Here is a 26,336-nt window from a genome sequence, read left to right as displayed (position 1 = left end):
TCGACTCAAACAGCCCATGGACACGTTGCCACCGACTTTGTAATCTCTGCTGAAGCCATGTCGCTTTTTCTTCCTGCTTCATGTTGCGTTTCCACCGAGCCCCCGCATGCCGCTGAAGGATTTTTTCATGGCAAAAGATCGTTATCAGACGCAAGTGGCGGAAAACATTACGCCGCTTGTGGCGTTTACTTATAGTTGGCGTCTGGAGTGAAATTTGGCTAACACGATTCCAAACTCAGTTATAGGCGCAGTCGCTTCCGTCATTGGGGCGTACTACTTCAGCCATTCGACGCTGAACTCCCTATTTATGGAAAGCGGAGCGCCCGGTGACGCCCCAGTCGGGAACTGCGAGACGAAATGTTCCCTCTGGCTAAAGCGCTGCAACGAAGATCCGTCAGTGGATGCCTTGGTAGTACTCGGCCAAGTCATACAAAAATTCATGGATCAAGAACCCAACGACTGGCGTCCAGAAATCGCTATCGGCCAGAAAAGAATCCGTGAAAGTCTCGCGAAGAATCAGCTCACATATCAGCTAAACGGATACGTAGGGCTTGCTGGAGCAAGTCTTGCCGCTAAAACACTAGCTGACTTCCTCCGGGCTGGCGATTTTGCCTCTGTTGAGGCGGAATTCGAGCGAGCAATCGGTCAACTTGAGCGTGATCCCCATGCGGCTATCACCGCGGCCTGTTCAATCATTGAGGCGACTTGCAAGACCTACATTGAGACGTTTGCTCTAGATATGCCGACCAACCAGACAGTCACGCCGCTTTGGCGCACTGTTCAGAGTCACTTGGGCCTTAACCTGGATCCAACGCTCCGAGATGACCAGAAGAGAATTCTTCAAGGGCTGGCTTCCATCGTGGATGGTGTTGGCGCGTATCGAACGCATATTGGTTCAGCACATGGGCGTGGCGTAAGGCCGCCGTCACTAGCTGTATCCGAGGCACGTCTCGCGGTGAACGCATCGCATTCTTTGGTCATATTCATCATGGAGCGTTGGCACTCAGCGCAGACGCCCAACCATTTGTTCTAGCGGACTGCCTTCGGCAGCCGCTTAACTCAAGATTTATAGGCCTTATCAGTTTAAGAGTAGCCAATGAGCGATTATCAAGATTTATGTGCGATGTACGGCAGAAGTCCAAGTGACCCAGACTTTATCGATGACTTAATTGATGGTTTTTCGAGAGAAACCACCCTCGAACAGGAAGATTATGAGTGGTATGAAGAAAATGAGAACAGAAAGCACTATCAGCTACTAGTAGACCAGCTAGAGAGTGTTGATATTATTCGAGAGCTAGATGTTCCCGAACAAGCACGATTTAGCTTTTTAGTTATGATTCATGCTCATGTGGTTTCTACTATTGAAGGGTATTTAGCTGGTGTATTTATCCATCAGGTTTGTAATTCTGAAGAGTTTACTAGGAAACTTGTTGAAAGTGACCCAGAGTTCTCCAAGCGTAAATTTACCTTGCGTGAAATATATCAAGAAAAAGAAACTTTAAAAGTAACCGTCGCAAGCTACCTAAAAGATCTGATATTCCATGACCTAAAAAAAATAAAGCCAATGTACGAAGCGGTTTTAAACCACAAATTCTCAGACCTCTCTTGGTTGTTTAAAGCCGTAGAGATTCGCCATCACTGTGTACATCGTGCCGGTTACAATAAAGATGGTGAAAAAGTAGAAATTTCAGTTGAATCCATCGCTGACTTGCTAAATCACGCAAACGATTTAGCGGGCGAAATTGATTCCACAGTTGAAACTGTGCATTCCTACTGATAACAACAGGCTCAAGTCTTTTGCTCCGCTCACTTGGACGTTCGCAAGCTACGCTCGCGGCCGTCCTTTAACCGAATGGTAGGCACTGACTGCTTATGGCCGTTTTCTGACCTTCGCTTAGTGGGTGAGCTGCCAGGATTTTCCTAGACGATGAGTGAGTAATTGTATGGTCAACAAATAGTAATAGCGCGTCGATTCAGTGCGCTGGTTTAGATGGTGATTCAAAAACCATGCAAGGTGTTTTCTCTGCCAAGTCCATGGATTGTCGCATTGCCAGCGCTCAGCGATCGCTGTTTGGATAGTCTTCGCCTGACGCAGGTGGCGTTGGCGTGTGGTGTGTGATCCGGTCAAGACGCCCGCCAGGAACAGCTCCATATCGAATGCCGTGTTCATGCTCGACCACCAATGTAAGTCGATACCACGCCGATACGGCCGTGCCCCAGCTCATAGCTGATTTGTACTCGGGCCTCCTGATCGAGGTGTCGGTTGAGCTGATAGCAATGGCCACCGTTGATAGGCGCGGGATGATGGGTGATTTGCTCGTAACGTTCGCATGCATAGGCTGCCCGCAATTCATGGAAGCCTTTGAGGTTGTTCTTATGGAGGATGTCCCGTGCGGGGCCGACGATTCCCTGCAAGAAATCGAGGTAGCGTTCGTTCGGTGCAAGCAGGTTGCGGCTATCGTCGGGCGAGACCTTTTCGGCAAACTTCAGTGCGTCCCGAATATGATCATCCTCCCTGATCCAGCGAGGTGCTGACGCGCCTGAACGGCCACCTTTGGTACCGTCCTGGATGTTGATCTTGCCGTATTGTTCGGCCTCATGCTTCAAGCGCGGAAGGTCGGCCAAAATCGCCTCGCGTAAGCGCATGCCTGTGGCTCGTGCCAGCTGCACGATGGCAGCCGCGCGCGGTAGTTGGTATTCGCAGAGCGCCTCGACGATCCGCTTCACCTGTTCACGATCCTGGCCTTGCGGGGCTGCTGTGCGGACGGTTTTGCGCTGCAGTCCTAAAGCCTTGCTCGGACTCGACACCTTCACATACTGATCACCTCGCAGCGCGGCCATGGTCCGATTCGCACTGGATAATCGGTTTTGTGCAGTCGCGATAGCGAGCTCACCTTGTTCAACTTGCTGGCGCAGATACCCGGCGTAGTCCAGCAAGGTCTGCCGATCAATTTGTCGCGCATCGTTAAACCCTGGTCCATCCTCCGACCGACACCAGCGTACAAACGCCTGCCAGCGATCACTGTGCGCCTTTACCGTGCCGTAATGCCCACCGCCGAACATGTCTTTCAACGCCTGCGGCCCGGCGTAGCTCAATTGCCGGCCATAGCCAAAATTGCGCTCGTCCCGTTTACCGACCAACGCCATGATCAAACTCCTCTCGAAGTCAAAACGTTGAAGCTTTTCCCCACGTCATCCCGCCAAGAATGTTGAGTGTTATCAGGGATCAAGGCCCCTGCGACCTGTGAGGGTTGTCCACTAACGCGGGACTGGCGGCTCTTTACGACCGGGAGCTTGGGCATCTCATGATCTGGCCTCCTGAACACCGTTACCGGTGGGCGGGTGGAGGCTGCACTGGCTGACGAGACCAGTGCCGCGAGATCCTGAGTCAGGTGAAGGCAGTGAAGCGATGACCGGGGCATGCCTGACTGTCAGTCAGGTGCAGTCAATCCCGTGGGCTGCAGCACCATCATCTGCATCGCTGTTGCTGGTGACTTCGGTGTTTGTCATGCCGATTGTCACGTGGGGAAATGCCGCAATGCCTTGTACGAGTTGGGTTGCAGTAGCGGTAGGAGCGCCCGTCTCTTTCCGGGAGAAAGAGACGGGCGCAGGTTGGCGCAATGAAATGGCCAAGCGGATAGGTTGCTGCAGGGCAGCTATGAAAGGGAATGAGTTGCCGCAGTGGGCACGCTGGTAAAAGTAGGCATCCATCACATCCCTGTGACCGTGCGAACCGCCGGACGCTAATCGCACTTTGGGAGAACCACCACGGTGTGGCGTAGCCTTAAAGGTTCTGGCTACCTGGGTTGCTGTCAACGACAGCGCTCTGCCCGATCTTTTCTACGCCTGTCGATAATTCAGGTCAAGGCTCGAATTTTTCGGAGTTCTGCGGCGGTGGATGAAATTATCCACCGGTGGAAATCAGTGGTTTTCCACAGATAGCTGTATGGGCTTTAGGTTTTTTAAGTGAGGTCCATCCAAGCAGGGCGGCTTTGCAGCCCTGCTTGGATGGACCCGCGTGGAAGGCTGGGCTGTGATATCTCACCGACTTACCAGTGTTGGAATGCGCCTCGGTAGTTTTGCAAGGCGATGATGTTGTCGTCGACCGGGTCGAATTGGTTAGGCGTCACGTGATCACTGAGTCGCCGTTGAGTCTGTCTCGATAGGCAACTTTTGGAGGTGATCATCTTTGTGTGCATGGGATGCTGTTAGAGGCGGTGCAGGAGGGCGTGCGAGGAACTGATTAACGCGAGTATCAAATTGATCGCGAAGGTTGGCTGTAATGCCTTCTTTGAGGGCGTCGAGATAGTCTGCATACCACTGCATCATGATCCGACGTTGCGGCAGGTATAGGGCTTGATTGTACTCGCCAGAGATGCCGCCCTCGACGTGAGCCAGCTGGCTTTCGACATGGTCCTTCAGCCAGCCATGTTCGCGCAGCAGCGTGCTTGCGGTATGACGAGTGCCATGGCTGACGAGTCGTCCTTTATAGCCGATCTTGGCGAACACCAGGTTGATCGTGTTTTCACTGATGACTGGCTGCTTTTCACCATTGCCTGGGAATAGATACCGACTGCGGCCAGTGCTTTGGTTCAGTTTGGTAAGCATGGCGATCAATTGATGAGGTAGAGGGCTGACGTAGTCTCTGCGCATCTTCATGCGGGCGGCCGGGATGGTCCATATCCCTTCCTCAAAATCGATTTCCTCCCATTTTGCGTAGCGAACCATGCCAGGGCGGCTCGCCGTCAGAATTGTCATCCATGATGCAATCCTCGCTGGTAGCCGGCTGGTGGTCTTGCTTAAGGCCCGGAGAAACTCAGGTAGTTCGTGTTCGTGCAGATGTGGGTAGTGTTGAGTGGGCGGTGGGGCTATCGCAATGGCATGGAGTTCGGAGGCTGGATTGTGTTCGCACAGGCCGCGTGCAATCGCTTGACTGAAAATCTGTTTCAGCCAGGTCCGGGTCTTGTCCGCAACATTGAAGGCGCCTCGTTTTTCGATGCAGGCCTGCAGTTTTGCGCAGTCGCTTCGCGTGATGAGCTCCAGTTGCTTCTCGCCGAGAGCGGGCAGTAGGTCCTTATCGAGATAGTCGCGGATCTTCTTCAGCGTCGCGCTGCTGCGGCCGGAGTCCGATTTGAATTGGTACCAGTACTCCGCGGCTCGCCTGAAGGTGTTGAGCCCGGCCTCCTGCTGTCGCAGTTTGTCATCGCGGCGTTTGGCGCCGGGGTTGGTGCCTTGCTTGAGTAGGTTGCGGCATTCTGCAGCTCGTTCACGGGCTTCCTGTAAGGAGATATGCGGATACACGCCCAGTGACATGCGCGCCGCCCGCCCCTGATAGGTGTACCGGAAGTGCCAATACTTGCTGCCGTTGGGTTTCACCAGCAAGGCAAGACCCGAACTATCACTCAACGTGAACGGTCTGTCGGCAGGCTTGGACGCTTTGATTTGCAAGACGGTCAATGGCATCGCTGTACACCTCCGGTTCTCGAACTGGAATATGTACAGAAAATGTACCAAAAAGAGGCTGGCTTGCAAGAGAAGGGGGTGGAACCCCAGAGACCAAAAAGCCCGCAGTTAGCGGGCTCTAGGGGTGTTACGTAGACGGTGGTAGTCGTCTATGTACTGCAAATGGTGCCCCGAGGGAGACTCGAACTCCCACTCCTTTCGAAAACGGATTTTGAATCCGCCGCGTCTACCAATTCCGCCATCAGGGCTCAATGGCGGCGAAGTATAGAGATGAGATTACCGTTGGTCAATCACGTTTCATGGTCTATTTTCACTATTTCCGCTAGACTTCCCGGCCCTGCTAGACGAACCCCATCATGCGCGTTGCTGACTTTACTTTTGAACTCCCTGATTCGCTGATCGCTCGCCACCCGTTGGCCGAGCGTCGCGCCAGTCGACTGCTGACCCTGGACGGGGTCAGCGGCGCCCTCGCACACCTTCAATTCACTGATTTGCTTGAGCATTTGCGCCCAGGCGATTTGATGGTGTTCAACAATACCCGTGTGATTCCTGCACGGCTGTTTGGCCAGAAAGCATCCGGCGGCAAGCTGGAAATTCTGGTGGAACGGGTTCTGGACACCCATCGCGTGCTTGCCCATGTGCGCTCCAGTAAGTCACCGAAGCCGGGTTCGAACATCGTCATTAATGGCGGTGGTGAAGCCGAGATGGTGGCGCGTCATGACGCGTTGTTCGAGCTCAAGTTCGCCGAGGAAGTATTGCCGTTGCTGGAGCGCGTAGGCCATATGCCATTGCCTCCTTATATCGACCGTCCTGACGAAGACTCGGACCGTGAGCGCTATCAGACGGTTTACTCCCGCCACCTCGGGGCGGTTGCCGCTCCGACTGCCGGCCTGCATTTCGACCAGCCGCTGCTGGATGCGATTGCCGCCAAGGGCGTCGAGACCGCCTATGTGACCCTGCACGTGGGGGCCGGCACGTTTCAGCCGGTGCGTGTGGAGAACATCGAAGATCACCACATGCACAGCGAATGGCTCGAGGTCAGCCAGGCGGTTGTGGATGCGGTCGCTGCCTGCAAGGCACGTAATGGACGGGTGGTAGCCGTTGGCACCACCAGCGTGCGCTCCCTGGAAAGTGCTGCGCGCGATGGCGTGCTAAAACCGTTCAGTGGCGACACCGATATCTTTATTTTCCCCGGCCGGCCATTCCATGTGGTCGATTGCCTTGTGACCAACTTCCATCTGCCGGAATCCACGCTATTGATGCTGGTGTCGGCATTTGCCGGTTATCCGCAAACCATGGCCGCCTACCAGGCCGCCATCGATAACGGGTACCGTTTTTTTAGCTACGGTGATGCGATGTTTATCACCCGTAACCCGGCGCCACGCGGCCCAGAGGAACAACTATGAGTCGTATGTCGTTTGAATTGCTCGCAACTGATGGCAAAGCCCGTCGAGGTCGCCTGACCTTCCCGCGCGGCACTGTAGAGACCCCGGCGTTCATGCCGGTCGGTACCTACGGCACCGTAAAAGGCATGCTGCCGCGCGACATCGTCGCCACCGGCGCCGAAATTATCCTCGGCAATACCTTCCACCTGTGGCTGCGCCCGGGCACGGAAGTGATCAAGAAGCACGGCGACTTGCACGACTTCATGAAATGGCAGGGCCCGATCCTCACCGATTCCGGCGGCTTCCAGGTGTTCAGCCTGGGCGCCATGCGCAAGATCAAGGAGGAGGGCGTGACCTTCGCCTCGCCGGTAGATGGCGCCAAAGTATTCATGGGGCCGGAAGAGTCGATGCAAGTGCAACGGGACCTGGGTTCCGACATTGTGATGATCTTTGACGAATGCACGCCGTACCCGGCTGACGAGGACGTGGCGCGGATTTCCATGGAGTTGTCGCTGCGTTGGGCCCAGCGTTCGAAGAATGCACACGGCGACAACACTGCTGCATTGTTCGGTATCGTCCAGGGCGGTATGCACGAAAGCCTGCGCAAGCGCTCGCTCGAAGGCCTCGACAAGATAGGCTTTGATGGCTTGGCCATCGGCGGCTTGTCGGTCGGTGAGCCCAAGCACGAAATGATCAAGGTGTTGGATTACCTGCCGGGCCTGATGCCGGCTGACAAACCTCGTTACCTTATGGGCGTTGGCAAACCTGAAGATCTCGTAGAGGGTGTGCGCCGCGGTGTGGACATGTTCGATTGCGTGATGCCAACCCGTAATGCCCGCAATGGGCATCTGTTCATCGATACAGGCGTGCTGAAGATCCGTAACGCGTTCCATCGCCATGATGACTCGCCGCTGGATCCGACCTGTGATTGCTATACCTGCCAGAACTTCTCACGTGCTTATCTGCACCATCTGGACAAGTGCGGAGAAATGCTGGGTAGCATGTTGAATACCATCCACAATTTGCGTCACTACCAAGTCCTGATGGCTGGTTTGCGCGAGGCTATTCAACAGGGTACATTGGCCGCCTTCGTCGATGCCTTCTATGCCAAGCGCGGGCTTCCTGTGCCGCCCTTGGACTGAGTTTTCCGACCCTAAGATTCACTATTTGCAACTGGAGTGCTAAATGAGCTTTTTTATCTCTAACGCCATGGCCGACGCCGCTGCGCCTGCTGCTGCCGGCCCTATGGGCGGTGGTTTCGAGTGGATTTTCCTGGTCGGCTTCCTGGTCATCTTCTACCTGATGATCTGGCGCCCACAGGCCAAGCGTGCCAAAGAGCAGAAGAACCTGCTGGGCAGCCTGCAGAAAGGTGACGAAGTTGTGACCACTGGCGGCATCGCCGGCAAGATCACCAAGGTTTCCGACGCTTTCGTTGTACTGGAAGTCTCCGACACCGTAGAAATGAAGTTCCAGAAGGGCGCCATCGCCGCCACGCTGCCAAAAGGCACGCTCAAAGCGATCTAAGTAACAACCTTTACCAATCGACGGGGCGCGCAAGGCGCCCCGCGTTATAAGCGGGCGGCGTGATGCTGAACAAATACCCTCTGTGGAAATACGTACTGATCCTGGCGGTGCTGGCGATCGGTTTTATTTATTCCGCTCCCAATCTTTATCCTGATGACCCGGCTATCCAGATCACTGGAGCCAGCACTTCCCTGCAGGTCACTCAGGCTGACTTGGAACGCGCGAGCAAGGCTCTGACCGACGCGGGTATCCAGGTTAAAGCGGCAACATTGGCAGCTGGTGCGAAGGGCGGCTTGCTGCGCTTGACCAAGCAAGAAGACCAATTGCCGGCAAAAGATGTCGTGCGCAAGGCCATGGGCGACGACTACGTCGTAGCGCTGAACCTTGCACAGACCACGCCACAATGGCTGCGCAGCATTGGCGCGCACCCGATGAAGCTGGGCCTGGACTTGTCCGGTGGTGTGCACTTCCTGCTGGAAGTCGACATGGACAAAGCGCTCGACGCACGTCTGAAGGTCTATGAAGGCGATGTGAAGAGCCTGCTGCGCAAAGAGAAGTTGCGCTATCGCAGCCTGCCGCAGCTCAACGGCGCCATCCAGTTGGGCTTCTCCGACGAAGCTTCCCGCGAACAGGCCCGTACGCTGATCCGCAAGAACTTCAATGATTTCGATATCGTACCGGCTGACCTCAATGGTCAGCCTGTACTGCGCCTGGCAATGAGCCCGGTCAAGATCGCGGAAATCCGCGAATACTCCATCAAGCAGAACTTGACCACGGTGCGTAACCGCGTCAACGAGCTGGGTGTAGCCGAGCCTATCGTGCAGCGCCAGGGCGCCAACCGCATTGTGGTTGAGCTGCCGGGTGTGCAGGACACTGCTGAAGCCAAGCGTATCCTGGGTAAGACCGCCAACCTGGAGTTCCGCCTCGCGGCCGAGCCGGGTGCTTCCCGCGCGACGTCCGAGGAGTTCGAATTCCGTGAAGGCAACCGTCCTCCAGCGCTGATCGAGCGCGGTTTGATCATCACGGGCGACCAGGTCACCGACGCCAAAGCTGGTTTCGGCGAGCACGGTACCCCTGAAGTGAACATCCGCCTGGATGGTCATGGCGGCGAACTGATGAGCCGCGCCACGCGCAGCAATGTCGGTCGCAGCATGGCGGTGATCTTCATCGAGCAACGCCCGGTGACCACCTACACCAAGCAGGTCGTCAACGGCGTCGAGAAAGACGTTCCGGTGCAGACTTTCAAGGAAGAGAAGAAGATCATCAGCCTGGCGACCATCCAGTCGCCACTGGGGGCCCAATTCCGTATCACTGGCCTGAACGGTCAGGGTGAATCCTCGGAGCTGGCCCTGCTGCTGCGTGCCGGTGGCCTGGCTGCTCCGATGTACTTCGCTGAAGAGCGCACCATTGGCCCGAGCCTGGGTGCGGACAACATCACCAAGGGCGTGGACGCTGCGCTGTGGGGCATGCTGTTCGTGTCGCTGTTTATCATCGCCATCTACCGTTTCTTCGGCGTCATCGCCACCGTGGCCCTGGCGGGCAACATGGTGATGCTGCTGGCGCTGATGTCGTTGCTGGGCGCTACGCTGACCTTGCCAGGTATCGCCGGTATCGTACTCACCATGGGTATGGCGGTAGACGCCAACGTCCTGATCTTCTCGCGGATTCGTGAAGAGATCGCCGCCGGCATGACCGTGCAGCGTGCAATCAACGAAGGCTTCGGCCGGGCATTTACCGCGATTCTCGACTCCAACCTGACCACTCTGTTGGTCGGCGGGATTCTCTTTGCCATGGGCACCGGCCCGGTCAAAGGTTTTGCGGTGACCATGTCCCTCGGTATCTTTACCTCGATGTTCACGGCCATCATGGTGACCCGCGCAATGGTCAACCTGATCTTTGGCGGGCGTGACTTCAAGAAGTTGTGGATTTAAGGGGCTGCCATGTTACGTACAATCAACTTCATGGGCGTTCGCAACATTGCGTTCGGCGCCACAGTGCTCCTTACCGTTCTGGCGTTGTTCAGCTGGTTCCATAAGGGCCTGAACTACGGTCTGGACTTCACCGGCGGTACGCTCATCGAGCTGACCTACGAGAAGCCGGCCGACGTTACCCTGGTGCGCAACGAACTGGTCAAGGCTGGTTACCACGAAGCTGTGGTGCAGAGCTTCGGCGCGACCACCGACTTGTTGGTGCGTATGCCTGGCGAAGACCCGCAGCTGGGTCACCAGGTGGCCGAGGCCTTGCAGAAGGTCGGCGGTGAAAACCCGGCGTCGGTCAAGCGCGTCGAGTTCGTCGGCCCGCAAGTCGGTGAAGAGCTGCGCGACCAGGGCGGCCTCGGCATGCTGATGGCGCTGGTCGGCATCATGATCTACCTGGCATTCCGGTTTCAGTGGAAGTTCGGTGTCGGCGCCATTGTGTCGCTGATCCATGACGTGATCGTGACCGTGGGCATCCTGGCCTACTTTCAGATCACCTTCGACCTGACCGTACTGGCGGCCGTACTGGCCATCATTGGTTACTCCCTCAACGACACCATCGTGGTGTTCGACCGGGTTCGCGAAAACTTCCGTGTACTGCGCAAGGCGACGTTGATCGAGAACATCAACATCTCCACCACCCAGACCCTGTTGCGGACCATGGCGACGTCGATCTCCACCCTGCTGGCGATTGCCGCACTGATGATCTTCGGCGGCGACAACCTGTGGGGCTTCTCCTTGGCGCTGTTCATCGGCGTACTGGCGGGTACCTACTCGTCGATCTACATCGCGAACGTGGTGCTGATCTGGTTGAACCTCAACAGCGAAGACTTGATCCCTCCGGCCGCTACTGACAAGGAGGTCGACGACCGCCCTTGATGGGCGCTTGTTGATACGCTGTTACAAAGAAGGCGCGAGTATTGAACTCGCGCCTTTTTTTTTGCTCCAAGGCTGGGTATAGCGCGGATCTTTCGATCCGTTTGTGATGGTCAGGAGGTTCAACGTGAACAAGTCGTTACTGGTTGGTGCGGTATTGGGTGCTGTCGGTGTGACTGCCGGGGGTGCTGTTGCCACCTACAGCCTGGTAAAAAGCGGCCCTGAGTATGCGCAAGTGCTGGCAGTGCAGCCGGTAAAAACCCAGATCAAAACCCCTCGCGAGGTCTGTAAGGATGTCACGGTAACCCGGCAGCGTCCGGTGCAGGACCAGCATCAAATCGCCGGTACCGTCGTCGGCGCGCTGGCCGGTGGCCTACTGGGTAACCAGATTGGTGGCGGTAACGGTAAGAAGCTGGCGACCGTGGCCGGTGCAGTCGGTGGTGGTTACGCCGGTAACAAGGTTCAGGAAGGCATGCAGAACCGCGATACCTACACCACCACGCAAACTCGCTGTAATACCGTGAACGACATCAGTGACAAGGTTGTTGGCTACGACGTGCGTTACACCCTGGATGGCAAGGAAGGTTCGGTGCGTATGGATCGTGATCCGGGCGGCCAGATTCCGGTCGACAAGGAAGGGCGTCTGATCCTGGGTCAGAACCAACAGTAATCCTGGGCCTGGCGCGGATTCAAAGGTCTGTGCGGTCCAGAATGTGGGAGGGGGCTTGCTCCCGATAGCAGGGTGTCAGTCACCGGATTTTTGGCTGATTCACCGCTATCGGGAGTAAGCCTCCTCACACATTTGATTTTGGAAGCAGCCGGTATTTAGTTTCTTGCTAAACCCCAGGCATAAAAAAAGCACCCCGAGGGGTGCTTTTTTGTGCGCGTTCGCTTAGCGCTTCAGCGAAGCCGGCAGGTGCGGCTGAATCGCTGTCAGCACTGCCTTGAAGCATTTGGTGTTGCCGGCAACCACGTGGCCTTTTTCCAGGAAGTCGTGGCCGCCTGTGAAGTCGCTCACCAGGCCGCCAGCTTCTTGGATCAGTAGGGCGCCTGCAGCCATGTCCCATTCGGACAGGCCTGACTCCCAGAACGCATCAAAACGACCGGCAGCAACATAAGCCAGGTCCAGGCTGGCAGCGCCGGCGCGACGGATGCCGGCGGTCTGGCCAACCAGGGCGCGGAACATGCCCAGGTAGTTCTCCAGGTTATCCATCTGGTCGTCACGGAACGGGAAGCCGGTACCCAGCAGCGCGCCGTCCAGGCTGGTACGACCGCTGACGCGCAGGCGGCGACCATTCAGTTGGGCGCCACGGCCACGGCTGGCGGTGAATTCTTCCTGGCGAACCGGGTCGAGGACAACGGCGTGCTCCAGGCGGCCACGGTATTTGCAGGCAATGCTCACCGCAAAGTGTGGAATGCCGCGCAGGAAGTTGGTGGTGCCGTCCAGTGGGTCGATGATCCACAGGTAGTCTTCGCCTTCGCCGCTGCCTTTGTGCAGGCCGGTTTCTTCACCGAGTATGCCGTGGGTAGGGTAGGCCTTGCGCAGCGCATCGATGATTTTCTGCTCGGCGGCGCGATCCACCTCGGACACATAATCCTTGGCGTCTTTTTCGTCGACCTTGATGGTATCCAGGCGCTCGATGGAGCGGAAGATCAATTCACTGGCGCTGCGGGCGGCGCGCAGCGCGATATTCAGCATGGGCTGCATGGATGTGTCACCTAAGGTTGTTAAAGAAAGCCGAGCATTCTAGCAGAAACTTTCTTCAGGTGAAGGACGACGTTAGCTTTCATGGCATAACCTCAGGCTGTTCTGTAAGATTTGCTCCCCTTTCCCGTGTCCGAGAGCGCCTCCCTTGCTGCAAAACATTCGTGTCGTCTTGGTCAATACCAGTCATCCCGGCAATATCGGTGGGGTGGCGCGAGCCATGAAAAACATGGGCCTGACGCGCCTGGTGTTGGTCGAGCCGCGTGTGTTCCCGCACCATGAAGCTGATGCTCGTGCTTCCGGCGCCAATGACCTGCTTGAAAAAGCCCAGGTCGTCGCCACCTTGGAGGATGCCTTGGTCGGTTGCAACCTGGTGCTTGGTACCAGTGCGCGTGATCGGCGCATCCCCTGGCCGCTCTTGGATCCGCGTGAGTGCGGAACCAAAGTGGTGGAAGAAGCGGCCGGTGGTGCGCAAATCGCCTTGGTTTTCGGTCGTGAAGATTCCGGCCTCACCAACGAAGAGCTGCAGCGATGTCATTACCACGTGCACATTCCATCCGACCCCGAGTTCAGTTCGCTTAACCTCGGGGCTGCGGTACAGGTGTTGACCTACGAAGTGCGCATGGCTTGGCTGGCTGCCGAGGGGCAGCCGAGCAAAGTGGAAAAGGACGAGGTGGCGTCGACCAAAAGTGGCGAGCTGGCCACCATGGACGAACTGGAGCGGTTCTACGAGCACCTGGAGCAAACCCTGGTGGCCATCGAATTCCTCGACCCGGAAAAGCCACGGCATTTGATGGCGCGCCTGCGTCGCCTTTACGGGCGCAGCTCGGTGAGCCGAGCGGAAATGAATATATTGCGTGGCATCCTCACGGAAACCCAGAAAGCGGCCCGTGGCGAGCTTCTTAAGCGGAAGGATTAAAAATGTTCGAGCGTTTGCGAGAAGATATCCAAAGTGTTTTCCACCGTGATCCTGCGGCGCGCAACGCTTTTGAAGTGCTCACCTGCTACCCAGGCATGCATGCCATCTGGATTCATCGCCTGTCCGGTGCCTTGTGGGGGATGGGCTGGAAATGGCTGGCACGTCTGGTGTCGAATTTTGGTCGTTGGATGACTGGGATCGAGATTCATCCGGGAGCCAAGGTTGGGCGCCGCTTCTTCATTGATCATGGCATGGGGATCGTGATTGGCGAGACGGCGGAAATCGGCGATGACGTGACGTTGTACCAGGGCGTGACCCTGGGCGGCACCACTTGGAACAAAGGCAAGCGCCACCCGACTTTGGAAAACGGCGTGGTGGTGGGAGCGGGCGCCAAGGTGCTGGGCCCGTTTACCGTGGGGGCCGGTGCCAAGGTCGGTTCCAATGCTGTCGTCACCAAGGCTGTGCCGCCAGGCGCAACCGTGGTGGGGATTCCGGGTCGCATCATCGTCAAGCCGCAGGTAGGCGATGAGCAAGAAGCCAAGCGCAAGGCGATGGCCGAGAAAATCGGCTTCGACGCCTACGGTGTCAGCGAAGACATGCCCGACCCCGTGGCGCGCGCCATTGGCCAGTTGCTTGACCACCTGCAAGCGGTGGACGGCAAACTGGAGGGTATGTGCGGTGCACTGAAGGAGTTGGGCAGCACTTACTGCGCCAAAGAGTTGCCCGAGCTGCGCGAAGAAGACTTTGCCGAGATCAAGGACGAAGCCGCCACCAAGGCAAGCTGAGGTCTGCGGTGGGAGGGGCTTGCTCCCACCTGTTGATCTCCATGGGGCGCGGAGTTTTTGCTCGGCCCCGTTCTTGCTGTTCGTTCCCACCCCATCCTGCTATGATTCGCGCGCCCTTTTTACGGGTAATCCTGACTAAAGTACTAGGTCTTATAGTTGACTTAAATACTCGGGAATCGCATACTTGCTCCCATTCCGAAACACCTTGGTACTTGTCCATGAGACTGACTACAAAAGGCCGATACGCGGTAACCGCCATGCTTGACCTGGCCTTGCACGCGCAAACTGGGCCGGTGTCCCTGGCCGATATCTCCGAGCGCCAAGGCATTTCCCTGTCCTACCTCGAGCAACTGTTCGCCAAATTGCGCCGTAGCAATCTGGTCTCCAGCGTACGTGGGCCGGGCGGCGGTTATCAGTTGTCCCGTGACATGCAAGGCATCCAGGTAGCCCAGGTGATCGACGCCGTCAACGAATCCGTCGACGCGACCAAATGCCAGGGCCTGGGTGATTGCCACGCTGGCGACACCTGCCTGACGCACCATTTGTGGTGCGACCTGAGCCTGCAGATCCATGAGTTTTTGAGTGGTATCAGCTTGGCTGATCTTGTGACTCGCCGTGAGGTGCAAGAAGTAGCCCAGCGTCAGGACCAGCGCCGTTGCAACACCAAGGCGCCGCGTCTGGACAAGATTGAAGCGTCCGCCGTCGAGTAACAGCCGAAGAGCTAACGGCGCGCCAGCCAGCCTGATTTAGGAGAAAGTCCATGAAATTGCCGATTTACCTTGATTACTCTGCGACTACCCCGGTTGATCCGCGTGTCGCGCAAAAAATGAGCGAGTGCCTGCTGGTTGACGGAAACTTCGGCAACCCAGCCTCCCGTTCCCACGTATTCGGCTGGAAAGCCGAGGAAGCGGTCGAGAACGCTCGTCGCCAGGTCGCTGACCTGGTTGGCGCAGACCCGCGTGAAATCGTCTGGACCTCCGGTGCCACCGAGTCCGACAACCTGGCAATCAAGGGAGCTGCGCATTTCTACGCGACCAAGGGCAAACACCTGATCACCACCAAGATTGAGCACAAGGCTGTCCTCGACACCATGCGCCAACTGGAGCGTGAAGGTTTCGAGGTGACTTACCTTGAGCCAACCACCGACGGTATCGTCACCCCGGCCATGATCGAAGCCGCGCTGCGTGAAGACACCATCCTGGTTTCCGTGATCCACGTTAACAACGAAATCGGCACCATCAACGACATCGCAGCCATCGGCGAACTGACCCGTTCCAAGGGCATTTTGCTGCATGTCGATGCGGCCCAGTCTACCGGCAAGGTCGACATCGACCTGTCCAAGCTGAAAGTCGACCTGATGTCGTTCTCCGCCCACAAGACCTATGGTCCTAAAGGCATCGGCGCCCTCTACGTAAGCCGCAAGCCGCGTGTGCGCATCGAAGCCACCATGCACGGCGGCGGTCACGAGCGCGGCATGCGTTCGGGTACCCTGGCGACCCACCAGATCGTCGGCATGGGCGAAGCCTTCCGTGTAGCCAAGGAAGACATGGCTGCCGAAAACGTGCGCATCAAGGCTTTGAGCGATCGCTTCTACAAGCAGGTCGAAAACCTTGAAGAGCTGTACATCAACGGCAGCATGACCGCCCGTGTGCCGCACAACCTGAATTTGAGCTTCAACTACGTCGAAGGCGAGTCGCTGATCATGGCGCTCAAGGACCTGGCGGTTTCGTCCGGTTCGGCCTGCACTTCGGCGTCCCTCGAGCCTTCGTACGTACTGCGCGCCCTGGGCCGCAACGACGAACTGGCACACAGCTCGATCCGCTTTACGTTCGGCCGCTTCACCACCGAAGAGCAAGTCGACTACGCCGCGCAGAAAGTCTGCGAAGCCGTCAACAAGCTGCGCGTTCTGTCGCCGCTGTGGGACATGTACAAAGACGGTGTCGATATTTCCAAGATCGAGTGGGCGGCACACTAACTATAGAAGCCGCCACCCAAGCTCTGTAGGAACGTGGCGGAAAACGCAGGCGTTTCTATAGGGTTCCAGAGCGGCCCTGATGAGTGAGGATTCAATACCATGGCTTACAGCGAAAAGGTCATCGACCACTACGAAAACCCGCGCAACGTCGGCAAGATGGATGCGCAAGACCCTGATGTCGGCACCGGCATGGTCGGCGCTCCTGCATGCGGCGACGTAATGCGCCTGCAGATCAAGGTCAACGAAGCTGGCGTTATCGAAGACGCCAAGTTCAAGACTTACGGCTGCGGTTCGGCCATCGCCTCCAGCTCGCTGGCCACCGAATGGATGAAAGGCAAGACTCTGGATGAGGCTGTGACGATCAGCAACACCCAACTGGCCGAAGAGCTGGCGTTGCCGCCAGTGAAAATCCACTGCTCCGTACTCGCAGAAGACGCCATCAAGGCGGCCGTTCGCGACTACAAGCAGAAGAAAGGCTTGATCTAAGTATTTGGCGACGAGTAAGGAGTCAACGATGGCTATCAGCATGACAGAAGCGGCTGCGCAGCACATTCGCCGCTCCCTGAATGGGCGCGGTAAAGGTGAGGGGATTCGTCTGGGTGTACGCACCACGGGCTGTTCCGGCCTTGCCTACGTGCTGGAGTTTGTCGACGAGGTGGTTGAGGAAGACCAGGTGTTCGAAAGTCACGGCGAGAAAGTGATCATCGACCCTAAAAGCCTGACCTACCTGGACGGCACCGAACTCGATTTCGTCAAGGAAGGGTTGAACGAAGGCTTCAAGTTCAACAACCCCAACGTGCGCGGTGAATGTGGCTGCGGCGAAAGCTTCAACATCTGAGGCTACTCGTGGGTACTCCTTGTCATTTCGCTTTATTCGAGCTGCAGCCGAGCTTTCGGCTGGACCTTGAGCAGCTTGCCGCGCGCTACCGTGAATTGGCGCGTGGCGTGCATCCGGACCGCTTCGCTGACGCCTCCGAGCGTGAGCAACGCTTGGCGCTGGAGCAATCGGCCAGCCTCAACGAAGCCTATCAGACGCTAAAAAGCCCGCCCAAGCGCGCGCGATATCTGCTTGCGATGAACGGCGGTGAGCTGCCACTCGAAGTCACGGTGCACGACCCGGACTTCCTGATGCAGCAGATGCAGTGGCGCGAAGAACTCGAAGACTTGCAGGACGAGGCTGATATAGCCGGTGTCGCGGTCTTCAAGCGTCGTCTGAAAACGGCCCAGGATGAGCTCAACGAAAGCTTCGCAGCCTGTTGGAATGATGCGGCGCAACGCGAACAGGCCGAACGCCTGATGCGGCGCATGCAATTCCTCGACAAGCTCTCCTACGAAGTGCGCCAGCTAGAAGAGCGCCTCGACGATTAACCCAGTGTGCTGCCCGTGATGCACGCCTGATAGACAGATAAGACCTGATTACCATGGCTCTACTGCAAATCGCCGAACCCGGCCAAAGCCCTCAACCGCACCAGCGTCGTCTGGCGGTGGGGATTGATCTGGGCACCACTAACTCCCTGGTCGCTGCCTTGCGCAGCGGCCTGTCCGAACCACTGCCCGACGCTGATGGCCAGGTGATCCTGCCCTCTGCCGTGCGTTATCACGCCGATCGCACCGAAGTAGGCGAATCGGCCAGGCTGGCGGCGTCCAGTGACCCGTTGAATACCGTGCTGTCGGTTAAACGCTTGATGGGCCGCGGTCTGTCCGACGTCAAGCAGTTGGGCGACCAGCTGCCGTACCGCTTCGTTGGCGGCGAATCCCATATGCCGTTCATCGACACCGTGCAGGGCCCTAAAAGCCCGGTGGAAGTGTCGGCCGATATCCTCAAAGTGTTGCGCCAGCGTGCCGAAACCACTTTGGGCGGCGAACTGGTCGGTGCGGTGATCACGGTTCCGGCCTATTTCGATGACGCACAACGCCAGGCGACCAAGGATGCGGCGAAGCTCGCCGGCCTGAACGTGCTGCGTTTGCTCAACGAGCCGACGGCCGCCGCTGTGGCCTATGGCCTGGACCAGCACGCCGAAGGCCTCGTCGCGATTTACGACCTGGGCGGCGGCACTTTTGATATTTCGATCCTGCGCCTGACCGGCGGTGTGTTTGAAGTGCTGGCTACCGGTGGCGACAGCGCCCTGGGTGGCGATGACTTTGACCATGCCATTGCCGGCTGGATCATCACCAGCGCCGGCTTGTCGGCTGACCTGGACCCTGGCGCGCAGCGTAATCTGCTGCAAACCGCCTGCGCGGCCAAGGAAGCACTGACTGACGCTGATTCTGTTGAAGTTTCCTACGGCAGCTGGTCCGCTCAACTGACTCGCGAAGCTTTTGATGCGTTGATCGAACCGATGGTCGCTCGCAGCCTCAAGGCGTGCCGTCGGGCTGTACGTGATTCCGGTATCGAGCTGGAGGACGTGGCCGCTGTGGTCATGGTCGGCGGTTCGACGCGCGTCCCACGCGTTCGCGAAGCGGTTGCCGAAGCGTTTGGCCGCCAGCCATTGACGGAAATCGACCCGGATCAAGTAGTCGCCATCGGCGCCGCTATCCAGGCCGACACCCTGGCCGGTAATAAACGCGATGGTGGCGAACTGCTGCTGCTCGACGTGATCCCGCTGTCCCTGGGGCTGGAAACCATGGGCGGCCTGATGGAGAAGGTGATTCCACGCAACACCACCATCCCCGTCGCACGCGCCCAGGATTTCACCACGTACAAAGATGGCCAGACGGCCATGATGATTCATGTGCTGCAAGGCGAGCGCGAACTGATCAGCGACTGCCGCTCCCTGGCGCGCTTTGAACTGCGCGGCATCCCGGCGATGGTGGCCGGTGCGGCGAAAATTCGCGTGACCTTCCAGGTCGACGCCGATGGCCTGCTCAGCGTGGCAGCACGTGAATTGGCCTCGGGCGTTGAAGCCAGCATTCAGGTCAAGCCGTCCTACGGCCTCACCGACGGCGAAATCGCCAAGATGCTCAAGGATTCGTTCCAATATGCCGGTGACGACAAGGTCGCCCGCGTGCTGCGCGAGCAGCAAGTCGATGCCCAGCGCCTGCTCGAAGCCGTGCAGGGCGCCCTGGAAGCCGACGGCGAGCGTCTGCTGGATGCTGAAGAGCGCATGGTCATCGACCTGCAGATGCAGGAACTGGCCGAACTGATGAAAGGCAACGATGGTTACGCCATCGAGCAACAGACCAAGCGCCTGTCGCAGGTGACTGATGCCTTTGCCGCCCGCCGCATGGATCAGACGGTGAAAGCCGCACTGGCCGGGCGCAACCTGAATGAAATCGAGGAATAATTAATGCCGCAGGTCATTTTTCTGCCACACGCCGAGCATTGCCCGGACGGTATGGTTGTGGAGGCTGAGACCGGCAAGTCCATCCTCGAAGTTGCCCATGACAACCATATCGAGATCGAAAGCGCCTGCGGCGGTGTCTGCGCCTGCACGACCTGCCACTGCGTAATTCGCGAGGGTTTCAACTCTCTCGAAGAAGCGGACGAGCTGGAAGAGGACTTTCTGGATCGCGCCTGGGGCCTGGAGGCGACTTCTCGCCTAAGCTGTCAGGCAAAGGTCGGCACGGAAGACATCACTGTCGAAATTCCGAAATATTCCCTCAACCATGCGGCCGAAGCGCCGCATTGATTCAAGGAAATGTCATGAGCCTGAAATGGGTTGATGTACAAGAAATCGCTATACAACTTGCGGAAGCTCATCCTGAGGTCAATCCTCTTACCGTGAACTTCGTCAAGTTGCGCGACCTCGTAATGGCACTGCCGGAATTCGACGACATCCCTGACCGGGGTGGCGAAAAGGTCCTGGAGGCGATTCAGGGTCTGTGGATCGAAGAAGCAGACGACTGAGCCGACTTTTTACGCAGTTAGGCAATACCCAATAACCCGCGTATAATTCGCGGGTTTAATTTTTCGTAAATTACCGTTTCTGGAGTTACACCATGGCTGTTCAACGTACTTTCTCCATCATCAAGCCTGACGCTGTTGCAAAAAACGTCATCGGCGAGATCACCACTCGTTTCGAAAAAGCCGGCCTGAAGGTTGTAGCTTCGAAACTCAAGCAACTGTCCAAGGCTGAAGCTGAAGGCTTCTACGCTGAGCACAGCGCTCGTGGCTTCTTCGGCGACCTGGTTGCCTTCATGATCTCTGGCCCTGTTGTTGTTCAGGTTCTGGAAGGCGAAAACGCTATCGCTCTGAACCGTGAGCTGATGGGCGCTACCAACCCTAAAGAAGCGGCTGCCGGCACCATCCGCGCTGACTTCGCTGAGTCCATCGACGCCAACGCTGTTCACGGTTCGGACTCCGAAGCCGCTGCTGCTCGCGAAATCTCGTACTTTTTCGCCGCTACTGAAGTAACCGCTCGCTAAGCATCGGCTTAAAGAGTGAGGGTGAATCCATGACTATATCGACTGTTAAAACCAACCTGCTGGGGCTGACTCAGCCGGAAATGGAGAAATTCTTCGACTCAATCGGGGAGAAGCGTTTCCGTGCCGGTCAGGTAATGAAATGGATTCACCACTTTGGCGTCGACGATTTCGACGCCATGACGAACGTCAGCAAGGCCCTGCGCGACAAGCTCAAGGCCATTGCCGAGGTCCGTGGTCCCGAGGTTGTCAGCGAGGACATCTCCAGCGACGGCACCCGTAAGTGGGTGGTGCGCGTGGCGTCCGGCAGCTGCGTCGAGACCGTGTATATCCCCCAAGGCAAACGCGGTACTTTGTGCGTTTCGTCCCAGGCTGGCTGTGCCCTGGACTGCAGTTTCTGCTCCACCGGCAAGCAAGGCTTCAATAGCAACCTCACCGCCGCCGAAGTCATCGGCCAGGTGTGGATTGCCAACAAATCCTTTGGCAGCGTCCCGGCAACCGTCGACCGTGCCATCACCAACGTGGTGATGATGGGCATGGGTGAGCCGCTGCTGAACTTCGACAACGTAGTTGCGGCCATGCACCTGATGATGGACGACCTGGGTTACGGCATCTCCAAGCGCCGTGTCACCCTGTCGACCTCCGGCGTGGTACCGATGATCGATGAGCTGGCCAAGCACATTGACGTCTCCCTGGCGTTGTCGCTGCACGCACCCAATGACGCATTGCGTAATCAATTGGTGCCGATCAACAAAAAATATCCGCTTAAGATGTTGCTCGAATCTTGCCAGCGCTACATGGCGACCTTGGGTGAAAAGCGCGTGCTGACCATTGAGTACACCATGCTCAAGGACATCAACGACAAGGTCGAGCACGCGGTCGAGATGATCGAGCTGCTCAAGAACACCCCGTGCAAGATCAACCTGATTCCGTTTAACCCGTTTCCCCATTCCGGCTACGAGCGGCCGAGCAACAACGCCATCCGCCGTTTCCAGGACCAATTGCACCAGGCAGGTTACAACGTGACGGTACGCACCACCCGTGGTGAAGACATCGACGCGGCCTGTGGCCAGTTGGTTGGGCAGGTGATGGACCGTACCCGACGCAGTGAACGTTATATCGCCGTGCGTGAACTGAACGCCGCCGACGATCTACCGCAAATTGCTGTGAATCGAATCTGAGAGAGGATCTCTATGCCCTTGCGCCTCGCGCTGCTTCTGCTTGTTACCGGCCTGGCGGCTGGTTGTGTTTCATCGGGCCATGACAGCCCTTTGCAAACCGGTAAGGGGCGTGACGAAGCGCGAGTTGCTTATGTGCGATTGGGCTTGGGTTATTTGCAGCAGGGCATGAGCGAGCAAGCGAAGGTGCCGTTGAAAAAGGCCCTTGAGCTGGATGGCGACGATGCCGATGCCAATGCCGCATTGGCTTTGGTGTTCCAGGCTCAGGCCGAGCCTGAACTGGCCGAACGCTACTTCAATAAAGCCTTGGCCTCTCGTCCTTCGGACCCGCGACTGCTGAACAATTACGGCAGCTTCCTGTTCGAGCAGAAACGTTATGACCAGGCCTCCCGTTATTTCCAGCAAGCATCCGCCGATACCCTCTACCCGGAACGCTCGCGGGTGTTCGAAAACCTCGGGGTGACCTCTATGCGGCTGGGCCAGCGCGACAGCGCTCGCCAGCAGTTGGAAAAAGCCCTGCACCTGAACAGCCGTCAGCCACGGGCATTGCTCGAAATGGCTGAGTTGTCTTACGAAGACAGGCATTATGTGCCGGCACGTGACTATTACGAACGTTTTAGCCTGCTCAGCGGGCAGAATGCACGTAGTCTATTGCTCGGTGTACGCCTGGCGACGGTTCACGAAGAACGCGACACGGCCGCACATTTTGGCCAGCAACTCGAACGACTCTATCCCGGTACGCCGGAATATCAGCAATACCTGTCGGAGCAATGATGAAAGCGGCGCACCCGGAAGTTGTAGCAGCTAATCGCGTAAACCCAGGCGACACCTTGCGTCAGGCCCGCGAAAGCAATGGTTGGTCGCTGTCGGAAGTGGCCCTCAAGCTCAATTTGACCACTACGTCCCTGGCCAACCTCGAAGCCGGTGCGTTCGATAAGCTGCCTGGGCACACGTTTGCCCGCGGCTATATCCGCGCCTACGCCAAGTTGCTGGGTATCGACCAGGCCGTCCTGGTTCAGCAATTCGACCAGTTCACCGGTACCGACTCCCAGGGCAGCAATGTCCATGGCTTGGGTCGCATCGAAGAACCGGTGCGGGTTTCCCACACTATTTTGCGAATTGTCAGCCTGCTGCTGCTGATCGCCGTGATCGGCGGCGGGTTTTTGTGGTGGCAAGACCAGACGTCCCTGCGCACCAAGGACCTGACCAGTAACGCCATGGAGCATGTCGAAGTCGAAAGCGCCGATGGTACCACCCAGATTCACCCGCTCGATGAGCCCGAAGACCAGGCCGTTGCCGAAGGCCAGGCCACGCCTGAAGCCCCGCTCGCAACCGAACAGCCCGTGCCGGAAACGGCGCCTGCCGCCACCGCTGCCATACCTGCTCCGGTAGCACCTGCCACGCCGGCGGCTTCCGTTGCTGCCCAGCCCCATGCACCTGCGGCACCTACTTCGACGCCCGCCCCGGCAGCGCCCGCCATTTCGCCGCCCACCACCCCTGCGTTGATCGCCGGTGACGGCCGGGTACAGGTTACGTTCATCGCTGACTGCTGGACGCAAGTCACCGATGGCAATGGCAAAGTGCTGTTTAGTGGGCTGAAGCGTAAGGGCGATACGCTCGACCAGGGCGGCAAGCCTCCTTTGACGCTGCGTCTGGGCTTTGCCCGTGGCGCGCAAGTGGCCTACAACGGCCAGCCTGTGGACGTGGCGCCGTTCACCAGTGGCGAGACTGCTCGCATCAAGTTGGGACAATAGTCATGCACGGCGAATCTCCAATCAAACGTCGCGTATCGCGCAAGATCTGGGTCGGCTCGGTGCCGGTGGGCGGCGATGCCCCCATCGCAGTGCAGAGCATGACCAACAGCGACACCAACGACGTGGCCGCCACCGTTGCCCAGATCAACCGCCTGGAAGCTGCCGGCGTCGATATCGTGCGGGTTTCAGTGCCGGACATGGACGCTGCCGAAGCCTTTGGCCGCATCAAGCAATTGGTCAAGGTGCCGTTGGTTGCCGACATCCATTTCGACTACAAGATCGCGCTGCGCGTTGCCGAGCTGGGCGTGGACTGCCTGCGCATCAACCCAGGCAACATCGGTCGTGAAGACCGTGTGCGCGCGGTGGTGGATGCAGCCCGTGACCGCGGGATTCCGATCCGCATCGGCGTCAACGCCGGTTCCCTGGAAAAAGACCTGCAAAAAAAATACGGCGAGCCTACTCCGGCGGCGCTGGTTGAGTCGGCGCTGCGCCACGTCGAGCACCTTGAACGCCTGAATTTCCAGGACTTCAAGGTCAGCGTAAAGGCCTCCGACGTGTTCATGGCGGTTGAAGCCTACCGCTTGCTGGCCAAGGAAATCGTGCAACCGTTGCACCTGGGTATCACTGAAGCGGGCGGTTTGCGCTCAGGCACAGTGAAATCTGCGGTGGGTCTCGGTATGCTGCTCGCCGAAGGGATTGGCGATACTATCCGCATCTCGTTGGCGGCAGACCCCGTAGAGGAAGTGAAAGTCGGCTACGACATTCTCAAATCCCTGCGTTTGCGTTCCCGTGGCATCAACTTCATCGCCTGCCCGAGCTGCTCGCGGCAGAACTTCGACGTGGTGAAAACCATGAACGACCTGGAGTTGCGCCTCGAGGACCTGCTGGTGCCGCTGGATGTCGCCGTGATCGGATGTGTGGTCAACGGGCCGGGTGAAGCCAAGGAAGCCCATGTGGGCTTGACCGGCGGAACTCCGAACCTGATCTACATCGATGGCAAACCGTCGCAGAAGTTAACGAATGACAATCTTGTGGATGAGCTGGAAAAGCTGATCCGCGAGAAAGCGGCCGAGAAGGTCGCCGCTGACGCAGCGCTTATCGCACGCGGCTAAGAACGAATTTAAGGATTTGATGTGAGCAAGTCTCTGCAAGCCATTCGTGGCATGAACGACATCCTGCCGGAGCAGACGCCCCTGTGGCGCTACTTCGAGAACACGGTCGCGCGTCTGCTGGATAACTACGGTTACAAGCAGATCCGCATGCCGATCGTTGAGTTCACCGAGCTGTTCAAACGCTCCATCGGTGAAGTGACCGACATCGTCGAAAAAGAGATGTACACCTTTGAAGACCGCAACGGCGACTCCCTGACCTTGCGTCCGGAAGGGACCGCAGCGTGCGTGCGCGCCGTGCTTGAGCATGGTCTCACCGGCGGCGGTCAACCGCAGAAACTGTGGTACATCGGCCCGATGTTCCGTCACGAACGCCCGCAAAAAGGCCGTTATCGCCAGTTCCACCAGATCGGCCTCGAAGTGTTCAACCTCGACGGCCCGGACATTGACGCAGAGCTGATCGTGCTGACCTGGCGCCTGTGGGGTATGCTGGGCATCCGCGATGCGGTCAAGCTTGAGCTCAACAGCCTGGGCACCAGCGAGTCCCGCGGTCGCTATCGCGAAGCCCTGGTGGAGTTCCTCTCCGCTCGCCTGGACAAGCTGGACGAAGACAGCCAGCGTCGCCTGAAGACCAACCCGTTGCGCGTATTGGATACCAAGAACGCCGACACCCAGGCCGTACTGATCGACGCGCCGAAAATGGCCGACTACCTGGACGATGAATCCCGCACGCACTTCGAGGGCCTCAAGGCTCGTCTGGACGCGGCCGGTATTCCCTACGTGATCAACCCGAAACTGGTGCGCGGCCTCGACTACTACAGTAAAACCGTGTTCGAGTGGGTCACCGACAAGCTCGGCGCCCAGGGCACCGTGTGCGCGGGCGGCCGTTACGACGGCCTGGTCGAGCAGATGGGCGGCAAGCCGACCACGGGCGTAGGCTTTGCCATGGGTATCGAGCGGCTGATCCTGCTGCTGGAAACCCTGGAGCAGGTCCCGGAAGAAATCTCCCGTCAGGTGGACGTGTACCTCTGTGCGTTTGGCGAAGCCGCCGAACTGGCTGCCCTGGCCTTGAGCGAGAAGGTGCGTGACCAACTGCCGAACCTGCGCCTGCAGATCAACGCCGGTGCCGGCAGCTTCAAGAGCCAGTTCAAGAAGGCCGACAAGAGCGGTGCGCTGTATGCGCTGATCCTCGGCGATGACGAACTGGCCCAGCAAGTGATAGGTTTCAAGCCCCTGCGTGGCCAGGGTGAGCAACAGAACATTGCCTTCGATGCGCTCGCTGCGCACTTGGCCACCTGCGTCGTGCAGGGTTGAAGCTGTCGAAC

At 57.9% G+C, this 26,336-nt stretch carries 28 protein-coding genes and 1 tRNA gene; 24 read left to right on the top strand and 5 right to left on the bottom strand.

All coding sequences use genetic code 11. The features are described 5' to 3' along the window. Positions 1 to 214 precede the first annotated feature (214 nt). Both KSS96_RS23630 and KSS96_RS23625 read left to right on the top strand, forming a co-directional pair. Positions 215 to 1,033: an abortive infection family protein gene (locus KSS96_RS23630; protein WP_217855354.1), complete on the top strand. Its 819-nt coding sequence runs from the start codon at positions 215 to 217 to the stop codon at positions 1,031 to 1,033. 63 nt (positions 1,034 to 1,096) lie between these two features. Continuing rightward, positions 1,097 to 1,777 (top strand): hypothetical protein, encoded by a 681-nt coding sequence (locus tag KSS96_RS23625; protein ID WP_217855353.1) that lies wholly within the window; start codon positions 1,097 to 1,099, stop codon positions 1,775 to 1,777. A 117-nt stretch (positions 1,778 to 1,894) separates the two neighbouring features. On the opposite strand, the gene KSS96_RS23620 is transcribed toward KSS96_RS23625, so the two are convergent. The 4 genes from KSS96_RS23620 to KSS96_RS23605 all read right to left on the bottom strand — a co-directional run bounded on the left by KSS96_RS23620 (position 1,895) and on the right by KSS96_RS23605 (position 5,711). Further along, a complete protein-coding gene (locus KSS96_RS23620; RefSeq protein ID WP_068937301.1) occupies positions 1,895 to 2,170 on the bottom strand; it encodes a hypothetical protein in 276 nt (91 codons plus the stop codon). After that, complete coding sequence (locus tag KSS96_RS23615) at positions 2,167 to 3,147, bottom strand: integrase domain-containing protein (protein ID WP_217855352.1); 981 nt, start codon at positions 3,145 to 3,147, stop codon at positions 2,167 to 2,169. The genes KSS96_RS23620 and KSS96_RS23615 overlap by 4 nt, the downstream gene beginning before the upstream one ends. A gap of 987 nt (positions 3,148 to 4,134) precedes the next feature. Further along, on the bottom strand, positions 4,135 to 5,463 hold the full coding sequence (locus tag KSS96_RS23610; protein ID WP_068937302.1) for a tyrosine-type recombinase/integrase: 1,329 nt from the start codon (positions 5,461 to 5,463) through the stop codon (positions 4,135 to 4,137). 163 nt (positions 5,464 to 5,626) lie between these two features. Further along, positions 5,627 to 5,711: transfer RNA gene (locus KSS96_RS23605), tRNA-Leu, on the bottom strand. Between the two features lie 108 nt (positions 5,712 to 5,819). Between KSS96_RS23605 and queA the strand changes: the two genes are divergently transcribed. The 6 genes from queA (at position 5,820) to KSS96_RS23575 (ending at position 11,894) form a co-directional block, all read left to right on the top strand. Beyond that, positions 5,820 to 6,869: a tRNA preQ1(34) S-adenosylmethionine ribosyltransferase-isomerase QueA gene (gene queA, locus KSS96_RS23600; protein WP_017530028.1), complete on the top strand. Its 1,050-nt coding sequence runs from the start codon at positions 5,820 to 5,822 to the stop codon at positions 6,867 to 6,869. Positions 6,870 to 6,874: 5 nt separating this feature from the next. Then, positions 6,875 to 7,990: a tRNA guanosine(34) transglycosylase Tgt gene (tgt, locus tag KSS96_RS23595; protein ID WP_032803964.1), complete on the top strand. Its 1,116-nt coding sequence runs from the start codon at positions 6,875 to 6,877 to the stop codon at positions 7,988 to 7,990. A 43-nt stretch (positions 7,991 to 8,033) separates the two neighbouring features. Continuing rightward, on the top strand, positions 8,034 to 8,372 hold the full coding sequence (gene yajC / locus KSS96_RS23590; protein WP_003175975.1) for a preprotein translocase subunit YajC: 339 nt from the start codon (positions 8,034 to 8,036) through the stop codon (positions 8,370 to 8,372). 62 nt (positions 8,373 to 8,434) lie between these two features. Next, positions 8,435 to 10,303, top strand: a complete 1,869-nt coding sequence (secD, locus tag KSS96_RS23585) for a protein translocase subunit SecD (RefSeq protein WP_017530027.1) — start codon at positions 8,435 to 8,437, stop codon at positions 10,301 to 10,303. A 9-nt stretch (positions 10,304 to 10,312) separates the two neighbouring features. Continuing rightward, a complete protein-coding gene (gene secF, locus KSS96_RS23580) occupies positions 10,313 to 11,227 on the top strand; it encodes a protein translocase subunit SecF (protein ID WP_017530026.1) in 915 nt (304 codons plus the stop codon). Positions 11,228 to 11,351: 124 nt separating this feature from the next. Beyond that, positions 11,352 to 11,894, top strand: a complete 543-nt coding sequence (locus KSS96_RS23575) for a glycine zipper 2TM domain-containing protein (protein WP_017530025.1) — start codon at positions 11,352 to 11,354, stop codon at positions 11,892 to 11,894. Between the two features lie 222 nt (positions 11,895 to 12,116). Here the strand turns inward: KSS96_RS23575 and suhB are convergent, their stop codons facing one another. Further along, positions 12,117 to 12,932: a type III secretion system regulator SuhB gene (gene suhB / locus KSS96_RS23570; protein ID WP_003175971.1), complete on the bottom strand. Its 816-nt coding sequence runs from the start codon at positions 12,930 to 12,932 to the stop codon at positions 12,117 to 12,119. A 145-nt stretch (positions 12,933 to 13,077) separates the two neighbouring features. Here suhB and trmJ point away from each other — a divergent pair, with 145 nt between their 5' ends. The 16 genes from trmJ (at position 13,078) to hisS (ending at position 26,325) form a co-directional block, all read left to right on the top strand. After that, positions 13,078 to 13,848, top strand: coding sequence for a tRNA (cytosine(32)/uridine(32)-2'-O)-methyltransferase TrmJ (trmJ, locus tag KSS96_RS23565; RefSeq protein ID WP_017530024.1), 771 nt, complete (start codon positions 13,078 to 13,080; stop codon positions 13,846 to 13,848). Between the two features lie 2 nt (positions 13,849 to 13,850). Further along, positions 13,851 to 14,633, top strand: a complete 783-nt coding sequence (gene cysE / locus KSS96_RS23560) for a serine O-acetyltransferase (protein WP_017530023.1) — start codon at positions 13,851 to 13,853, stop codon at positions 14,631 to 14,633. Positions 14,634 to 14,851: 218 nt separating this feature from the next. Next, complete coding sequence (gene iscR / locus KSS96_RS23555; protein WP_003194020.1) at positions 14,852 to 15,343, top strand: Fe-S cluster assembly transcriptional regulator IscR; 492 nt, start codon at positions 14,852 to 14,854, stop codon at positions 15,341 to 15,343. 50 nt (positions 15,344 to 15,393) lie between these two features. Beyond that, complete coding sequence (locus KSS96_RS23550; RefSeq protein WP_017530022.1) at positions 15,394 to 16,608, top strand: IscS subfamily cysteine desulfurase; 1,215 nt, start codon at positions 15,394 to 15,396, stop codon at positions 16,606 to 16,608. Positions 16,609 to 16,707: 99 nt separating this feature from the next. Then, complete coding sequence (gene iscU, locus KSS96_RS23545; RefSeq protein ID WP_017530021.1) at positions 16,708 to 17,094, top strand: Fe-S cluster assembly scaffold IscU; 387 nt, start codon at positions 16,708 to 16,710, stop codon at positions 17,092 to 17,094. A gap of 28 nt (positions 17,095 to 17,122) precedes the next feature. After that, complete coding sequence (gene iscA, locus KSS96_RS23540) at positions 17,123 to 17,446, top strand: iron-sulfur cluster assembly protein IscA (protein ID WP_003209680.1); 324 nt, start codon at positions 17,123 to 17,125, stop codon at positions 17,444 to 17,446. Between the two features lie 8 nt (positions 17,447 to 17,454). Continuing rightward, positions 17,455 to 17,976 (top strand): co-chaperone HscB, encoded by a 522-nt coding sequence (gene hscB / locus KSS96_RS23535; protein WP_017530020.1) that lies wholly within the window; start codon positions 17,455 to 17,457, stop codon positions 17,974 to 17,976. 53 nt (positions 17,977 to 18,029) lie between these two features. Continuing rightward, positions 18,030 to 19,892, top strand: a complete 1,863-nt coding sequence (gene hscA / locus KSS96_RS23530) for a Fe-S protein assembly chaperone HscA (protein ID WP_065876686.1) — start codon at positions 18,030 to 18,032, stop codon at positions 19,890 to 19,892. A gap of 3 nt (positions 19,893 to 19,895) precedes the next feature. Continuing rightward, positions 19,896 to 20,237 carry an ISC system 2Fe-2S type ferredoxin gene (fdx, locus tag KSS96_RS23525; RefSeq protein WP_015885743.1) on the top strand — a complete coding sequence of 114 codons (342 nt, stop codon included), beginning with the start codon at positions 19,896 to 19,898 and terminating at the stop codon, positions 20,235 to 20,237. A gap of 14 nt (positions 20,238 to 20,251) precedes the next feature. Then, positions 20,252 to 20,455, top strand: a complete 204-nt coding sequence (gene iscX, locus KSS96_RS23520; protein WP_017135947.1) for a Fe-S cluster assembly protein IscX — start codon at positions 20,252 to 20,254, stop codon at positions 20,453 to 20,455. A 92-nt stretch (positions 20,456 to 20,547) separates the two neighbouring features. Further along, positions 20,548 to 20,973: a nucleoside-diphosphate kinase gene (ndk, locus tag KSS96_RS23515; RefSeq protein WP_003175956.1), complete on the top strand. Its 426-nt coding sequence runs from the start codon at positions 20,548 to 20,550 to the stop codon at positions 20,971 to 20,973. A gap of 29 nt (positions 20,974 to 21,002) precedes the next feature. Further along, a complete protein-coding gene (gene rlmN / locus KSS96_RS23510; protein WP_017530016.1) occupies positions 21,003 to 22,151 on the top strand; it encodes a dual-specificity RNA methyltransferase RlmN in 1,149 nt (382 codons plus the stop codon). Between the two features lie 12 nt (positions 22,152 to 22,163). Next, positions 22,164 to 22,922, top strand: a complete 759-nt coding sequence (gene pilW / locus KSS96_RS23505; RefSeq protein ID WP_068936948.1) for a type IV pilus biogenesis/stability protein PilW — start codon at positions 22,164 to 22,166, stop codon at positions 22,920 to 22,922. Next, positions 22,922 to 23,902 carry a RodZ domain-containing protein gene (locus KSS96_RS23500; protein ID WP_116079271.1) on the top strand — a complete coding sequence of 327 codons (981 nt, stop codon included), beginning with the start codon at positions 22,922 to 22,924 and terminating at the stop codon, positions 23,900 to 23,902. Before pilW ends, KSS96_RS23500 begins: the two co-directional genes overlap by 1 nt. Before the next feature lie 2 nt (positions 23,903 to 23,904). After that, on the top strand, positions 23,905 to 25,014 hold the full coding sequence (ispG, locus tag KSS96_RS23495) for a flavodoxin-dependent (E)-4-hydroxy-3-methylbut-2-enyl-diphosphate synthase (protein WP_003175952.1): 1,110 nt from the start codon (positions 23,905 to 23,907) through the stop codon (positions 25,012 to 25,014). Positions 25,015 to 25,035: 21 nt separating this feature from the next. Next, complete coding sequence (hisS, locus tag KSS96_RS23490; protein WP_017530013.1) at positions 25,036 to 26,325, top strand: histidine--tRNA ligase; 1,290 nt, start codon at positions 25,036 to 25,038, stop codon at positions 26,323 to 26,325. The last annotated feature ends 11 nt before the right edge of the window (positions 26,326 to 26,336 follow it).

Origin of the sequence: Pseudomonas asgharzadehiana (assembly GCF_019139815.1) — a bacterium.
Lineage (GTDB): Bacteria > Pseudomonadota > Gammaproteobacteria > Pseudomonadales > Pseudomonadaceae > Aquipseudomonas > Aquipseudomonas asgharzadehiana.
This window is presented reverse-complemented; position numbering and strand designations above follow the sequence as displayed.

Excerpts from the sequence above, each read along its gene's own strand:
- KSS96_RS23500 (WP_116079271.1), top strand. The coding sequence starts at position 22,922 with ATGAAAGCGGCGCACCCGGAAGTTGTAGCAGCTAATCGCGTAAACCCA.
- KSS96_RS23625 (WP_217855353.1), top strand. The coding sequence starts at position 1,097 with ATGAGCGATTATCAAGATTTATGTGCGATGTACGGCAGAAGTCCAAGT.
- ndk (WP_003175956.1), top strand. The coding sequence starts at position 20,548 with ATGGCTGTTCAACGTACTTTCTCCATCATCAAGCCTGACGCTGTTGCA.
- fdx (WP_015885743.1), top strand. The coding sequence starts at position 19,896 with ATGCCGCAGGTCATTTTTCTGCCACACGCCGAGCATTGCCCGGACGGT.
- hscA (WP_065876686.1), top strand. The coding sequence starts at position 18,030 with ATGGCTCTACTGCAAATCGCCGAACCCGGCCAAAGCCCTCAACCGCAC.
- iscX (WP_017135947.1), top strand. The coding sequence starts at position 20,252 with ATGAGCCTGAAATGGGTTGATGTACAAGAAATCGCTATACAACTTGCG.
- iscR (WP_003194020.1), top strand. The coding sequence starts at position 14,852 with ATGAGACTGACTACAAAAGGCCGATACGCGGTAACCGCCATGCTTGAC.
- tgt (WP_032803964.1), top strand. The coding sequence starts at position 6,875 with ATGTCGTTTGAATTGCTCGCAACTGATGGCAAAGCCCGTCGAGGTCGC.
- queA (WP_017530028.1), top strand. The coding sequence starts at position 5,820 with ATGCGCGTTGCTGACTTTACTTTTGAACTCCCTGATTCGCTGATCGCT.
- iscA (WP_003209680.1), top strand. The coding sequence starts at position 17,123 with ATGGCTATCAGCATGACAGAAGCGGCTGCGCAGCACATTCGCCGCTCC.
- secF (WP_017530026.1), top strand. The coding sequence starts at position 10,313 with ATGTTACGTACAATCAACTTCATGGGCGTTCGCAACATTGCGTTCGGC.
- secD (WP_017530027.1), top strand. The coding sequence starts at position 8,435 with ATGCTGAACAAATACCCTCTGTGGAAATACGTACTGATCCTGGCGGTG.
- KSS96_RS23610 (WP_068937302.1), bottom strand. The coding sequence starts at position 5,463 with ATGCCATTGACCGTCTTGCAAATCAAAGCGTCCAAGCCTGCCGACAGA.
- rlmN (WP_017530016.1), top strand. The coding sequence starts at position 21,003 with ATGACTATATCGACTGTTAAAACCAACCTGCTGGGGCTGACTCAGCCG.
- yajC (WP_003175975.1), top strand. The coding sequence starts at position 8,034 with ATGAGCTTTTTTATCTCTAACGCCATGGCCGACGCCGCTGCGCCTGCT.
- iscU (WP_017530021.1), top strand. The coding sequence starts at position 16,708 with ATGGCTTACAGCGAAAAGGTCATCGACCACTACGAAAACCCGCGCAAC.
- KSS96_RS23620 (WP_068937301.1), bottom strand. The coding sequence starts at position 2,170 with ATGAACACGGCATTCGATATGGAGCTGTTCCTGGCGGGCGTCTTGACC.
- ispG (WP_003175952.1), top strand. The coding sequence starts at position 23,905 with ATGCACGGCGAATCTCCAATCAAACGTCGCGTATCGCGCAAGATCTGG.
- KSS96_RS23615 (WP_217855352.1), bottom strand. The coding sequence starts at position 3,147 with ATGGCGTTGGTCGGTAAACGGGACGAGCGCAATTTTGGCTATGGCCGG.
- suhB (WP_003175971.1), bottom strand. The coding sequence starts at position 12,932 with ATGCAGCCCATGCTGAATATCGCGCTGCGCGCCGCCCGCAGCGCCAGT.
- cysE (WP_017530023.1), top strand. The coding sequence starts at position 13,851 with ATGTTCGAGCGTTTGCGAGAAGATATCCAAAGTGTTTTCCACCGTGAT.
- KSS96_RS23550 (WP_017530022.1), top strand. The coding sequence starts at position 15,394 with ATGAAATTGCCGATTTACCTTGATTACTCTGCGACTACCCCGGTTGAT.
- pilW (WP_068936948.1), top strand. The coding sequence starts at position 22,164 with ATGCCCTTGCGCCTCGCGCTGCTTCTGCTTGTTACCGGCCTGGCGGCT.